Annotated in this window: 13 protein-coding genes and 1 pseudogene; 2 read left to right on the top strand and 12 right to left on the bottom strand. The window is 66.1% G+C overall.

What is annotated here, in order from left to right:
* Nucleotides 1-12: 12 nt before the first annotated feature.
* On the bottom strand, nt 13-516 hold the full coding sequence (locus tag LXM88_RS33880) for a hypothetical protein (protein WP_262543849.1): 504 nt from the start codon (nt 514-516) through the stop codon (nt 13-15).
* Between the two features lie 66 nt (nt 517-582).
* The gene (locus LXM88_RS33875; RefSeq protein WP_262543848.1) at nt 583-858 is read right to left on the bottom strand and encodes a DUF4148 domain-containing protein; all 276 of its coding nucleotides are present in this window, start codon (nt 856-858) and stop codon (nt 583-585) included.
* Between the two features lie 141 nt (nt 859-999).
* Here LXM88_RS33875 and LXM88_RS33870 point away from each other — a divergent pair.
* A pseudogene (locus LXM88_RS33870) lies at nt 1,000-1,173 on the top strand (porin); the annotation flags it as partial.
* Between the two features lie 203 nt (nt 1,174-1,376).
* Here LXM88_RS33870 and LXM88_RS33865 read toward each other — a convergent pair.
* Nucleotides 1,377-1,691 (bottom strand): hypothetical protein, encoded by a 315-nt coding sequence (locus tag LXM88_RS33865; RefSeq protein WP_262543847.1) that lies wholly within the window; start codon nt 1,689-1,691, stop codon nt 1,377-1,379.
* A 222-nt stretch (nt 1,692-1,913) separates the two neighbouring features.
* Here LXM88_RS33865 and LXM88_RS33860 point away from each other — a divergent pair, with 222 nt between their 5' ends.
* Nucleotides 1,914-2,204, top strand: coding sequence for a DUF4148 domain-containing protein (locus LXM88_RS33860; RefSeq protein ID WP_262543846.1), 291 nt, complete (start codon nt 1,914-1,916; stop codon nt 2,202-2,204).
* 82 nt (nt 2,205-2,286) lie between these two features.
* Here the strand turns inward: LXM88_RS33860 and LXM88_RS33855 are convergent, their stop codons facing one another.
* From LXM88_RS33855 to LXM88_RS33815, 9 genes are all read right to left on the bottom strand, one after another.
* Entirely contained in the window at nt 2,287-3,711 is a 1,425-nt protein-coding gene (locus LXM88_RS33855) for a heavy metal sensor histidine kinase (protein WP_262543844.1), read from the bottom strand.
* The gene (irlR, locus tag LXM88_RS33850; protein WP_006490455.1) at nt 3,708-4,391 is read right to left on the bottom strand and encodes a heavy metal response regulator transcription factor IrlR; all 684 of its coding nucleotides are present in this window, start codon (nt 4,389-4,391) and stop codon (nt 3,708-3,710) included. Before irlR ends, LXM88_RS33855 begins: the two co-directional genes overlap by 4 nt.
* A complete protein-coding gene (locus LXM88_RS33845) occupies nt 4,391-7,615 on the bottom strand; it encodes an efflux RND transporter permease subunit (protein WP_262543835.1) in 3,225 nt (1,074 codons plus the stop codon). Before LXM88_RS33845 ends, irlR begins: the two co-directional genes overlap by 1 nt.
* A gap of 137 nt (nt 7,616-7,752) precedes the next feature.
* Nucleotides 7,753-9,222, bottom strand: coding sequence for an efflux RND transporter periplasmic adaptor subunit (locus LXM88_RS33840; protein WP_262543834.1), 1,470 nt, complete (start codon nt 9,220-9,222; stop codon nt 7,753-7,755).
* Between the two features lie 26 nt (nt 9,223-9,248).
* Nucleotides 9,249-10,550: a TolC family protein gene (locus LXM88_RS33835; protein WP_262543833.1), complete on the bottom strand. Its 1,302-nt coding sequence runs from the start codon at nt 10,548-10,550 to the stop codon at nt 9,249-9,251.
* 355 nt (nt 10,551-10,905) lie between these two features.
* Entirely contained in the window at nt 10,906-11,658 is a 753-nt protein-coding gene (locus tag LXM88_RS33830) for a hypothetical protein (RefSeq protein WP_262543832.1), read from the bottom strand.
* Between the two features lie 12 nt (nt 11,659-11,670).
* Nucleotides 11,671-12,357, bottom strand: coding sequence for a M35 family metallo-endopeptidase (locus tag LXM88_RS33825; protein ID WP_262543831.1), 687 nt, complete (start codon nt 12,355-12,357; stop codon nt 11,671-11,673).
* 5 nt (nt 12,358-12,362) lie between these two features.
* Nucleotides 12,363-12,905, bottom strand: a complete 543-nt coding sequence (locus tag LXM88_RS33820; protein ID WP_262543830.1) for a hypothetical protein — start codon at nt 12,903-12,905, stop codon at nt 12,363-12,365.
* A complete protein-coding gene (locus LXM88_RS33815) occupies nt 12,902-13,585 on the bottom strand; it encodes a PAAR domain-containing protein (protein ID WP_262543828.1) in 684 nt (227 codons plus the stop codon). Before LXM88_RS33815 ends, LXM88_RS33820 begins: the two co-directional genes overlap by 4 nt.
* Nucleotides 13,586-14,055: the final 470 nt, after the last annotated feature.

Raw genomic sequence — 14,055 nt, 5'->3', positions numbered from 1 at the left:
CGGGCGCGCCGGCTACCACGTCGTCGCGCCCGCCGGATACGTGTCGACGAAACGCGTGGCGTTGGCGGGCGTGACGCCCTCGCTGCGCAGCGCGATCCACAGGTCGATCGCATGCTCGCGCGATTTGCGGCTGCCGTCGTCGGTCAGCACGTTCAGCGCGATCACGTCGTCGCGGGTCGTCAGTTGCAGTTGCTCTTTCAACTTGCGCGACTGATGCGACGCGGTACGGACGTCGCCCAGCACGATCCGTGTCTCCGCGACCTTCGTTTCGCCCGCCGCATCGGCCGGCACGAACGTCAGCCGGCCGTTGCCGACCTCGCATTGCCCGCGCGTGAACGTCGCGCTCCACTCGCCTGCCGGCACGGCCGCAAACTCGCAGCGCATCCGTTCGGTCGCGCCGCGGCCGACGTCGTGCGCCGACGCGTGCGACAGCGCCCGTTCAGGCCAGCCAGCCGCCGTCGCGGCCGTCGACATCAAACTGACTGACAGCACGATTCCCGTTGCGATAGTGCGCATGGCATGCTCCTTTTCAAATGCATGATCGGCCGATTGGCATCGTCGCAGCCGGCCGTGAATGAACGATCAACGCACCGCCAAGCGGTTGTCGTGCGCATCGACCATCGGTGCCTTCTCGCCGCGATGAACCGTCGAGCGATGGATTTCCTGGTTGCGCGCGACGGTGGCCGGGCTCGCCGGATAGTCGTGACTCGGGCTCGGGATCACGCCGTCGTGCCGCGCGCGCACCAGTTCCTGACGTACTTCCTGCCGGGTCTTCGCCGGTGCGGCCGCGGCCTGCGAGAAGGCCGCGATCGACAGCGCGGCAACGGTCATGGCGATCATCGGTCGCGGAATGTTCATGTGGTTCGCTCCTGGCTGGGAATCCGTGACGGGAGCCTTCACTTTGATCCGGCGGCGGTGCGGAATCGTGATCCGGGCATGACGGTTTCGTCATGGTTCACACATGCACTGCATCGCAGTGCGAATGAAATTAGTCACTGATTACTGTCGAGGCACACCGATCTCTATGCGGTCGGCGCATGGCAACGCGCGAACGGTGAACAGCGCACGCTCGACGGCGGCACGCAAACGGCGCAGGCATCGATCGGCTCATATGGCTACGGCGGAACGCGCACGCAAGGCATCGTCAATCTGGGGTTGCGCCACCGGTTTTGATCGAGGTGGCAGCGCGCTCGCGCTTGCGTGACAGAAATTTCATGTACCGATCAGGTTCGCGATGCGTCGTGCCGCTACGATCGGAACGGTAACGGGCCATGCCCGTTCCCACCCACGCAGCGGGTCGATGTCGCACGGCACGATCACGCGTTAGGCCCGGGCTCGTCGAGTACCGGGCCTTTTTTTGGTCGTGAGCCGGACGATCACGGAGTCTGATTTCGTTGCGGAAACAGGCACGGATGCGTTTTCACGTGCAGGTTCGGATTGCCGCAGCGATGCCCGGCATAGTCGATCTGCTCGCCCGGCATGAGATCCGCCGGCACCGGCTTGCGCGCGGCGGCCGACACGGTCGTGCCGGTGTCGGAGCGTGGCGATGCGCAGCCCGCGAGGAACGGGACGATCAGGACTGCGATCAACGATAGGCGAATAACGGGACGATGCACGTTTCGGTCCGGAAAGAAGGTCTGAACAAGACCGCCCGCTTTCGATGCTGCTGTCGCGAACGGCGCGAATGCCATCGGCCGCGCGGGCCATTGACACGCTTCATGTTCCGCTTCCCGCTCATCGCGCCCATGACGCGAACATGACGATTACGTCACGTCGATCGAGCGCGTACCGCGCGTCGCCGTCTCTCGCAATCTGACGGTTTTTTCATCTCCCGATCACGGTGGCGCACGGCTGCTTTCGCATACTGGGTCCATGGTTCGCCACCCGGCGACCCGGATCAAGGAGAGCACTCAATGAAAACGGCAAAACTCGCAGCACTGTTCGTCACCGCCACGCTGTCGCTCGGCATGGCCACGCAGGCCGCGTTTGCACAGGCGCAAACGCAAACGCAGGGCAAGACCCGCACGCAGGTCGTCAACGAACTGAAGCAGGCACAGCACGACGGCGTCGTGCCGACGAGCAAGACGCAGTACCCGCCGACCGGCGAGATCATCGCGCGCAACAAGGAGCTGCACGGAATTTCGGTGCACGGCGGCGAGAAGAAGCCGCAGGCCGACAACCACGACAACCTGGCAACGCGCTGATGGCGCTCGGTAGCACGATCGCGGGCAACGTGCGGCGCGCAATCGCCTTGCGGCGAACGCGCGGGTGTGCCCGCCCGCGATGTCAGGTGCGGATGGCGCCCGGCCGCTGCGGTTCGGCCGGCCGTCGCGGAAAGCGCAGCCAGAACGTCGTGCGTCGGCCGGGATCGCTGTCGACGCCGCATTCGCCGCCGTGGTTGTCCATGATCGACCGGACGATCGCGAGGCCGAGCCCCGTCCCCGACGCCGAATTGTGCCGCGACGGATCGACGCGATAGAAGCGTTCGAAGATCCGCCCGACATGCTCCGCGGCGATGCCGGGCCCCGTATCCGACACGGCGATCGTCGTCGCACCGCCCTGCTCCACGCAGTCGATCGTCACGACGCTGCCGCGCGGCGCGTAAGCCAGCGCATTCGACAGCAGGTTGCTCAACGCGCGCTGGTACAGCGTGAGATCCGCATCGACCCACGCGTGGCCGTCGACCTTCACCGACACGCCCGCATCCTCCGCGAGCGGCTCGTAGTAACCGGCGACACGCCCGGCCTCTTCCGCCGCATTCAGGCGCCGCACGTCGATCGACGTGCCGGCCTGTTCCGAGCGCGCGATGAACAGCATGTCCTCGATCATCCGCGACAGCCGCTGATACTCGTCGACGCTCGACTCGATCACGTTGCGATATTCATCCGCGCTGCGCGGCTGCGACAGCACGACCTGCGCGGCCGCCTGGAGGTTCGTGAGCGGCGTGCGCATGTCGTGTGCGAGATTCGACGAGAACTGGCTCAGCCGCGTGAACGATTCGCTCAGCCGCGCGAGCATCCCGTTGAACGCATGCTCGAGTTCCTTCAGCTCGCCTGATGTATCGAGTTCCGGCAGCGGATGCGCGAGGCGGCTCGTCGACATCTGCTCGGCACGCGCCGCGAAACGCCGCAGCGGGCTCAAGCCCAGCGCCGCGATGCCATACGCGAACGCGGCCGCGAGCACCACGCCGAACACCTCGATCACGACGATCGTATAAGCATGCGTGCGCAGCAGCAGCACATCGGCGCTGCGGTCATACTGCACCGCGACGCGCACCACCGGCGCGCCCGCGCCGGCGAGCGGCACGGTCGTCACCAGATACTGGTGTCGCGCGCCAGGCGGCGCGACGCCGACCGGTACGCGCCCCGCGTCCAGCGACAGCAGCGGCGCATACGGGCGGAAACCGGGCGTGCCGACGAGGCGCGTACCCGTCGCATCGTAGATCGCGAGATCCATGTTCGGATGACCGTGCAGCTGGTCGATCCAGATGTCGGTGTTGCGCGCGACGTCGGCCGTCGTGCGTGCTTCGGCCAGGTGCGTGCCCAGTGCGGCGGAAATGCCGGCCATCTGCTCGGCCGCCGTCGTTTCGACGCGGTTGCTCAGCGCCTCGTAGAGCGCGACGCCGCTCGACGCGAGGATCACCGACGTCGACAGGATGATCAGCGCGGTCAGGCGTCCGCGCAGCGTGCGCGGCAGCAGGCGCGCGATCATGCGGCCGCGCCGCCGCGCGCTTCGAGCACGTAGCCCATCCCGCGCACGGTATGGATAAGTTTCGGTTCGTACGCGTCGTCGATCTTCGAACGCAGCCGCCGGATCGCCGAATCGACGACGTTCGTGTCGCTGTTGAAGTTCATGTCCCACACCTGCGATGCGATCGTCGCGCGCGGCAGGATCTCGCCCTCGCGACGCATCAGCAGCCACAGCAGCGCGAATTCCTTCGCCGTCAGCAGGATCGTGTCGCCCTGCCGCGTTGCCTTGCGGCGCGTCAGGTCGAGTTCGAGGTCGGCCACGCGCAGCGTGTTCGAGTCGCGCGGCTGGCCGCGCCGCAGGATCGACTTGATGCGCGCGGTCAGCTCGACGAAGTCGAACGGCTTCGCGAGATAGTCGTCGGCGCCGAGCTCGAGCCCCTTCACGCGATCGCCGACGTCGTCGCGCGCGGTGAGGAACAGCACGGGCGTCGACTTGCTGCGCCGCAGGTTCTGCAGCAGCGTCCAGCCGTCCTGCCCCGGCAGCATCACGTCGAGCACGAGCAGGTCGTATTCCTCGGTCTCGGCCTGGTGCTGGCCCGTGATGCCGTCCTCGACCCAGTCGACGACATAACCGGCCTCGGTCAGGCCCTTGCGCAGATACGCGCCCGTCTTCGGTTCATCCTCGACAATCAGAATTCGCATCACGCATTACCCTTGAAGAAACCCAGCCGGCGCAGCATGCCCATGCCGAACCCGCCGCCGAAGCTGCCCAAAAACGCCGCGCGCCACGACACCGCATGGCTGACGCGGTACAGCACGGGCAGCACCAGCAGCGTCAGCGCCGTGGACGACAGGATACCGCCGATCACGACCGTCGCAAGCGGGCGCTGCACCTCGGCGCCGGTGCCGGTCGCGAACGCCATCGGCAGGAAACCCAGCGACGCGACCAGCGCGGTCATCAGTACCGGCCGCAGCCGCGTGAGCGCGCCTTCTCGCACGGCGGCGTCGAGCGGCACGCCTTCGTCGCGCAGGTTGCGGATGAACGAGATCATCACGAGCCCGTTGAGCACCGCGACACCGGACAGCGCGATGAAACCGACCGCCGCCGTGATCGACAGCGGAATCCCGCGCAGCCACAGCGACACCACGCCGCCGCTCAGCGCGAACGGAATGCCGGTGAACACGAGCAGCCCGTCCTTCACGTTGTTGAACATCACGAACAGCAGCACGAACACCATGAACAGCGCGAGCGGCACGACGAGCTTCAGGCGCTCGCTCGCGCTTTGCAACTGCTCGAACTGCCCGCCCCACGATACCCAGTAGCCGGCCGGCACGCGCACGTCCTGCTGCAACTGCTCGCGCGCATCGGCGACGAACGAGCCGACATCGCGGCCGCGCACGTTCGCGCTGACGACCACGCGCCGCTTGCCGTCCTCGCGGCTGATCTGGTTCGGGCCCGGCGCGACGTCGATCGTCGCGAGCTCCGCGAGCGGCACGTACGGCGCCGCAGCGAGCGGCGCACTGGCGCCGGCGGCCGGCGCGGGCAGCGCGATCGGCAGCCGCTTGATCGCCTCGATGTCCGAGCGCAGCTCGTCGGGCAGCCGCACGACGATGTCGAAGCGGCGGTCGCCCTGGAACAACGTGCCGGCCTTCTGCCCGCCGACGGCCGCGGCCACCGTGTCCTGCAGGTCGGCGACGCTGACGCCGTAGCGCGCGAGCTTGTCGCGGTCGAGGTTGACGGTCAGCACGGGCAGGCCCGTCGTCTGCTCGACCTTCACTTCGGACGCGCCCGGCACCTTCTGCAGCGCGGCCGCGATCTGCTCGCCGGTCTGGTTCAGCACGGCCATGTCGTCGCCGAAGATCTTCACGGCAACGTCGCTGCGCACGCCCGAGATCAGCTCGTTGAAGCGCAGCTGGATCGGCTGCGAGAACTCGTACGCATTGCCCGGCAGCTCGGCAAGCGCTTCCTCGATCTCGCGCACGAGCTGGTCGCGCGGCTTCTTCGGGTCCGGCCACTGGTCCGCCGGCTTCAGCATGATGTAGCCGTCCGACAGGTTCGGCGGCATCGGGTCGGCCGCGATCTCGGCGGTGCCGGTACGCGCGAACACGCGTTCGATTTCGGGGAAACGCGCCTTCAGCGTCTTCTCGATCGACTTCTGCATCTCGACCGACTGCGACAGGCTCGTGCCGGGAATCCGCAGCGCGGACACGGCCAGGTCGCCTTCGTTGAGGCTCGGGATGAACTCGCTGCCGAGCCGCGTCGCGAGCCCGAGCGTGACCGCCACGATCGCACACGCGCCGAGCATCACGCGCGCGGGGCGCGTCATGAACGCGGCGAGCACCGGCTCGTACGCGCGCCGCGCCCAGCCCATCAGCCGGTTCTCCTTCTCCTCGACCCGCTCGCCGATGAACAGCGCAACGGCCGCCGGGATGAACGTGACGGTCAGCACCATCGCGGCCGCGAGCGCCATCACGACGGTGATCGCCATCGGGTGGAACATCTTGCCTTCGACGCCGGTCAGCGCAAAGATCGGCAGGTACACGACCATGATGATCAGTTGCCCGAAGATCAGCGCGCGGCGCGCTTCCTGCGATGCGCCGAACACCTCGGCGAAGCGCTCGTCGCGCGTGAGCGGCCGCCCGGCCGCCGCCTGCGCATGCGCGAGCCGCCGCACGCAGTTCTCGACGATCACCACCGCGCCGTCGACGATGATCCCGAAGTCGAGCGCGCCGAGGCTCATCAGGTTCGCGCTCACCTTCGCGTTGACCATGCCGGTGAAGGTCATCAGCATCGACAGCGGAATCACGAGCGCGGTGATCAGCGCCGCGCGCATGTTGCCGAGAAACAGGAACAGCACGGCGATCACGAGGATCGCGCCTTCGAGCAGGTTCTTCTTCACCGTCGCGACGGCCTTCTCGACGAGCACCGTGCGGTCGTACACGGGAATCGCCTTCACGCCGGCCGGCAGCGTGCGGTTCACGTCCTCCATCTTCGCGGCGACGGCCGTCGAGACCGTCCGGCTGTTCTCGCCCATCAGCATGAAGACCGTGCCGAGCACGACCTCCTCGCCGTTCGACGTCGCGGCGCCCGTGCGCAGTTCGCGGCCGATGTCGACCAGCCCGACGTCCTTGATCCGCACCGGCACGCCGCCGACGTTGGTCAGCACGATGTTCGCGATGTCGTCGACGGTGCGCGCCTGGCCCGGCACGCGCACGAGATACTGTTCGCCGCGCTTTTCGATGTAGCCGGCGCCGACGTTGTCGTTGTTGCGTTCGAGCGCGCGCACGACGTCGGCGAGCGTCAGCCCGTACGACATCAGCTTCGCCGGGTTCGGCGCGACGCGGTATTCCTTCACGTAGCCGCCGATCGAGTTGACCTCCGTCACGCCGCGCACGTTCCTGAGCTGCGGCCGGACGACCCAGTCCTGCAGCTCGCGCAGGTCGGCCGCCGTATAGCGCGTGCCGTCGGGCTTGCGCGCGGCCGCGTCGGCTTCGACGGTCCACAGGTAGATCTCGCCGAGGCCCGTCGACGTCGGCCCCATCGCGGGCGCGATGCCGGGCGGCAGCTTGTCCTTCGCCTCCTGGATGCGCTCGTTGACGAGCTGCCGCGCGAAGTAGATGTCGGTGCCGTCCTTGAAGATCACGGTGACCTGCGACAGCCCGTAGCGCGAGATCGAGCGCGTCTGCTCGAGGCCCGGCAGCCCGGCCATCACGGTCTCGATCGGATAGGTGATGCGCTGCTCGGCCTCGAGCGGCGAATAGCCGGGCACGGCCGTGTTGATCTGGACCTGCACGTTCGTGATGTCGGGCACCGCGTCGATCGGCAGCTTCTGATAGCTGAAGACACCCAGCGCGGCCACGGCCGCGATCGCCAGCATCACGAGCCAGCGGTGCGCAATCGCAAAGCGGATCAGGCGCTCAAACATGGCGGAATTCCTTGAAACGGGGAACGGTCACCCTCGCCGGACGGGCCGCGCGACCGGTCATTCGGCGGATCGCAAACCGAACCGCATTCCGGGCCAAATTTCGGGCAGAAAATCGCGCAACGGCGCGCACGACACGTTCATTCATGTTCCGCGCTCCCCTTGCCGAGTTCGGCTTTCAGCACGAAGCTGTTCGACGCCACGTACTCCTGGCCGGGCTTGAGCCCCTTCAGCACTTCGGTCGAACGTTCGTCGCGCCGCCCCGTTTCGACCGCCTGCGCGACGAACCCCTTCGGCGAGCGCACGAACACGGACGGCGCACCGTCGACGTCCTGCAGCGCGTCGCTCGCGACCGCGAGCGCCACGGCCTGCTTGCCCGCGTCGACCGACACGTTCACGAACATGCCCGGCCGCCACACGCCGTCCGGGTTCGGCAGCACGACGCGCGCCGGCGCGGTGCGTGTCTGTTCGCCGAGCAGCGATCCCACATACGCGATCGGGCCGCTCGAACGCGATTCGAACGCGGTCGCACTGACGGTCGCGTCGCGACCGACCCGCACGTCGTTCAGCCGTTGCGCCGGCACGGCCATCTCGGCCCAGACCGTCGACAGGTCGGAGATCACGAACATGCTCGCATCGGCGGCGATCGCTTCGCCGGGCGTCGCATGCTTCTCGACGATCGTGCCCGCGAACGGCGCGCGCAGCTCGTAACGGTTCAACGCGCCCGCGCCGGCCGGCGCATTCAGCGCGGCGAGCTTCTGCCGCGCGTTCTGCACGGCGATCTCGGCCTCGCGCAACTGCACCTGTGCCTGCTGGTAGTCCTGTTCCGCCGAGATGCGCTCCTGCCACAGCGTGCGTTCGCGTTCGTAGGTTGCGCGCGCACCCGACAGGCGGCGCTCGGCCGTCAGCAGTTCGCTGCGCCGGTCGGCAAGGTCGGTGCTCGCGATCACGGCCAGCACCTGCCCCTTCGCGACGTTCTGCCCGAGCGACACCGATACCTGCTCGACGATGCCGGCGACGCGCGGCACGACGTGCGCGGTGCGATCCTCGTTGAACTTGATCTCGCCGGGCAACTGGAACGGCGTTGCGATCTGCGCGGGGCCGGCCTTCGCGAGCGCGATCTTCGAGGTCGCCAGTTGCGCGTCGGTCAGCGCGATCGCGCCGTCGGCGCGCGCGAACGGGAACGATGCGGCGTCGCGGCCCGCCTTGACGTCGATCGTCGCATCGAACACGTGCGGCTTCGCGATCGGCTGCGCGGACACGAACTTCTGGCCGGCCGCATCGAAACGCATCGGTTCGTGCGTGCGGTCGTACCGGACCAGCGTGCCGGACACGGTCACGCCCTTGTCGGCCGGCTTGCCGTCGACGAACGGATAGACGACGAGCCGCGCGTCGCCGGGCTTTTCCGTCATGACGATCTCGACGGCGAGCCTGCCGCGCTTCAGCACGACGCCGCCCCGCGCGCCGGCCCCATCGGCCGGCTGTGCGGCTTCGGCGGCCGACGGCGCGGACGCGCTGCCGCCGCCCCGCGTGACGGCGAGCGCGCCGAGCACGATCCCGGCGCCGCCGAGCACGGCCGCCGCAATGATGATGATTCTGCTGCGTGACATGATGATCCTTCAGGTAAGAGGGGCGCTTATTGCGCGACGGCCGCGAGCGGCGTGCCGACGAGCCGGCCGATGTCGGCGCGGGCCGCGTGCGCGTCGGCGAGCGCGCGCACGTATTGCGATTGCCCCTGGAACAGCGTGCGCTGCGCGTCGAGCACGTCGAGGAAGCCGAACTTCCCGAGCTGGTAGCCGCGCGACATCGCGTCGAGCGCGGTGCGCGCGCCGGGCAGGATGTCGGTCTTCAGGCGCCGCGCTTCCTGCGCGGCGGCCTCGAAGTTTGCATAGGCCTGCGTCAGCTCCAGCCGCAGCCGCGCGCGCTCGCGATCGAGATTCGCGTTCGCGCGCTCGGCCTTGTGCGTCGCTTCGAGCAGCGCGCCCTTGTTCGTGTTGAACAGCGGAATCGGAATCGACACGCCGACGACGGCCTGGTTGTCCGGCACGCCGCCCGTGGTCACGCGCTTCACGCCCGCGCTGACCGTCAGGTCCGGAATGCGCCGCGCGCGTTCGAGCGACACGGCCGCGTTCGAGCGCAGCATCTCGGCGCGCGCGATGCGCGCGAGCGGCGCATCGTCGAGCCGCTCGACGAGCGCGGACAGCGGGTCGACCGCCGGCACCACTTCGAGATCGCCGACCGCATCGCGCCGGTCGGTGCGCGCGCCGCCCATCACCGCATTCAGCTTTTCGCGGGCGACGTCGACGCGGCCGCGCGCGGTCGTGACTTCGATCAGCACGGCTGCCGCGGCCACCTGCGCCTTGGTCGCCTCGACCGGCGATACCTTGCCGGCCTGTGCGCGCCGCCCGGCGAGATCCGCCGAGCGCGCGGCGATCGCCGCCGATTCCTCGGTCACCTGAAGCTGCCGCTGCGCGGCAAGCAGACCGTAGAATGCGGCGATCACGTCGGCGCGCACGACGGCGCCCTGTTCGTCGAGCGACGCATCGGCGGACTGCCGTCCGTACGACGCGACGTCGAGCCGCGCGCTGCGCTTGCCGCCGAGTTCGATCGTCTGGTTGAGCAGCACGGTCGACGTGCGCTCCGCGCGGCGAAAGCCTTCCTGCAGGAACGAGAGTTCCGGGTTCGGGCGCGCGCCGGCCTGCATCAGCGCGCCCGCGGACGCATCGACGTCGGCGCGCGCGCCGCGCAGCGCCGGATTGCTGCGCGCGGCCGTGTCGAGCGCGTCGGCGAGCGTCAGTGGCGCGGCAACGACCGGGTCGGGCTGCGGCGCAACGGCTGCGGGCAGCTCGACGGGCGCGGCAAGTGGCGGGGACGTTTGGGCATGTGCGGTCGCCGCCGTCGCAACGACGGCGAGCGCAACCAGGGTGTGCGTGAGCATGGGCGAGTCTGCAGTGACGGTTCGCGACCGATGCTACGGAGCGACCGCAGTGCAAACATGAGGCGAAGATGATATTTCCGTCATCTTCGGCGCGGTGGTGCGTGAGCGCGCAGCACATGCCGACCGCGGCGGCGGGACCGTCACCATGCGCGGCGATTGGGTGAAGCGGCATATCGCCTGACTGAGCTGCTGGAACAACGTGGTCCGCTCATGGATAGGTGAGCGGCGCACATCGCATCGAATACAGTAGTTGTCCAGCAACGCGCCGGAGCTCACGGCACCATGAACCTCGCGGTGCCGCTTCACTGTCCGTGGAAGTGCCCGCCTCCCGGTGGACATATCGGCGTTACCTGATCTAGTTCTTGGTCGCGTCGACCTTTACCTCGATCCTCGTATATTCCGGTCCTAGCAATTGCATTCGCTCAGTTTGCCCGCGCTCGTCCGTCATCCCGACATAGCGGGTCGCGCTCGTGGTGATTCGGTAACAAACGTGCGCAAGCGGCTTCGAGGAAGACTCAAGGAACAACGCTTTATCTTCGGTGCGCGGTGTCCATCTTTCCGTCGTGACGATACGCGCCGTTGCAGGCTCACGCTCGTCGCCACAGGTAAAAAGATCGACGTCACGTGCGGGACCGGGTGTAGCCGCCGTAACTGCATAGCTGCTAACACCCCGCAAACCCGGTAGATTGCATAGACTCTGACAACCTTCCGATGGGCATTTCGGAACAAATTCAACGCCGACTTGATGCGCGTCGTCGGGAACACGCTTGCCGTCCTTGCCCTGAATGATCCGCTCGTGAATCCATACGTCCTGGGGATTCATTCCCAGTTGCACAAGGAAAGATTTCATCGCCTCGCCGCGCAATTTTGCCAACTCCTTCGGATTGCGCTCCCACGCAAACGCGGCCGCATCTACAGTTGCGGATGCCCCTTCACGGGTCCACTCTCTCGCAGTCAGGAAGTGCCTGACAAGGCTCAACCGATCGCTGTTGCCAACCTCGATAGAATTCAACGCCAATTGCATATTGTCTTGTTCCAGAACCTTACATGCATAGGCCTGCGACGAGCAGTGCGCGAACACCAGGAGAAGCGATATCAATCGTTTCATTTTTTGGACCGGTTAACGCGCCAAAACGAACCACGCGATGCTGTCTGCATTTCCAATAGCCTGCTCAGGATGTTCTTTCGCCAATCGTTCGCAAGCCCAACGACCGTACGCGCCCGGGTAGTCGTCGGAGCCAAACGTATCTATAAAATGCGAACACTCGTGAACTATCGTAAGTTGCTTCGAGGATAAATTGCTCGCGGATCGATCAGGCAGCGAGCAGAAATGGATATTAATCGCAATCGTATGCGTCGCAGTATCCGGACGACAGACGTGGGCCACTTCTCCGTCGAGACCCTTCATGTTTGGCAAGCAGCCAGTAGCCAAATCCGCGTCAGAGCCGGGACGCACGAAGTTCTTGGCGGTCAGGTCCGACATGACTGTCACGAGCGCCCTGAGGCCCGCAGTCAACCGGGTTCTGATCGCGTTGTCAGGCGAACCGAACCACACGGCAACCCGGGCCTGTATATCGGGTGTCCAGCGCCCCAGCTCGGCTATTCTCTGCTTGGTAATGACAACGGCCTCATCTCTCAACCCCAGAACAAGCTTCCTGAACTCTGCATCGGTCATGTTAGGGCAGATAGGCGGACCATTCAGTGACAACGGAATGACGACTTTCGAACCGCGGACCGTGTTCGACTCACCCTTCCCGACGTGAATCCAGTCACCGTTGTCTTGTGTATCTGCATCGTCTGTTGCCATGTTCTTTACTCTCCCACATGAATCTCGATGTCCATTGCTTCTCGGCTCGACGTAACAATTCGGCTGGTATGGCCGGTAGCATCCGTAGCGCCGCAGAACACTTTTCCGGACGCGGTACGGATGCGATATTTCACGTGTGCCAAGGGTCGGTCAGTATCGGCATCGCACAGAAAAAATTGTTCGTCGTGTTCAGCGTGAATCTCCAACGACGAACGTGGAGTGCCTTGCCCCGTCAGCGCCGCGGCTTCCTCTGCCGTGAAAATCATCCTCATGTTGCGTTCCGCGTAGAAAACCGGCGGCGGGTTGCAGCCGCACACGTTGATGTCGCCGCTCAACGCCCATTGCTTGCCGTTCGGGCCGGTGCCGGGCCAGCGCGGCCCCTTCGGCGCAATGAATCCTTCTTGCTTGCAAGCCGTGCAGTAGGTTTTCATGCCGAGTGTGGCGATTTGTACTTCGGGCGGCGGATTGGAACAGGTCACCGTGCCGAGACCTTCGGTAATGACCGCGCTCCCGGCGCGGTCGCCCTGGGCGAGGAAAGACCGGATCATGTCGCCGCCTCTTGATCAGCCAGGCGCGCCAGTTTCACCACTGTGAAGGTGTCGGCGAAGCCCCTGCCCTCACGTTCAGGGGAGTCCGTGACCGTATCGCCGTTTGAAAGTTCGCTACCAACGAAGGCAAGCGGCACGAAGTCCGCGCAATTCGCGATGCCAAGACCGCTAATTATTCGGGCGGTCGAACCGTCCGCATAGTGGACGACGTTTCCCACGACAGCAGACTTGCCGAGCAATTCGCCCACGTCCCACGTGCCGGTTGCTTCACGCAGCACGCCGCCCCGGGCAGTCGTCGCCCCTTTCACGGCCAGCCGGTAGCGTGGGCGCGCGGGCGGCGGTACATAGGCTGGATCGAACAAGCCGGGAATCGGCTCGTCATCGGCAACCCGGATGCCGACTCCGTCTTGCAAGGTTTGAGTGATGACGTCGCCGTTGCTCAGTCGCGAGCCGACCAGCGCGATCGGCTTGTCTTCCGACGTGGCGGCAAATCCAGCCCCGTCGACGACAACGGCCTCGCTGCCGTCATCGTAATGAACGATGTCGCCGACGCGGGCCAGCGTCAGCCCGCGATATTTCATCTTGCCCGCGACTTCGGCAACCCAACCGCCGCGCTCGGTACGTGAGCCAATGGTCGCGAAAAGATGGGTAAGCGCTTTTGCTTCTTGTTCATTCGTCATCGTGAATCCCTCTCCGGTTAAGCGGGTGAAATGGACTTCACGCCAACCTAACGCCAACCTGACGGGGGGATCAATCGGCCGTGTACGAAAATTCGGCAGCGATTATCTGGTATCCGAATGAATGTCACGGAAACGATCGGACTCACAGTTGCGACCATGATTTCTGGGGATCGAACGGCGCAGTGTCGGGCCGAATGCCCGCGCTGTTCGAAATTTTTGTCCGCAATGCCCGCACGACACCCAGTTCGCCTGAAACGGCAGAACGTCGGATTCGTCGGTTCAGACGCCGGTCGCACGTCTCCGGCGCTCGTCTTTGTCGACCGCTGACTCACACCCGGATCGGCCGGGTGGTGGATTTCGTATTGAAGTTGTGCGGGACCGCGCAGCGCGCCACAGGGATCGGCCCTCAGGTCGCCCCACGACCGTCGGCCACGGCGCGCAAACTGCCTGCGATCTCAGGCTTGCGGGCA

This window comes from Burkholderia sp. S-53 (assembly GCF_025560745.1).
GTDB classification, from domain to species: Bacteria; Pseudomonadota; Gammaproteobacteria; order Burkholderiales; family Burkholderiaceae; genus Burkholderia; species Burkholderia pyrrocinia.
The sequence above is the reverse complement of the archived record's forward strand: the minus strand, read 5'-3'. Positions and strand labels throughout refer to the sequence as shown.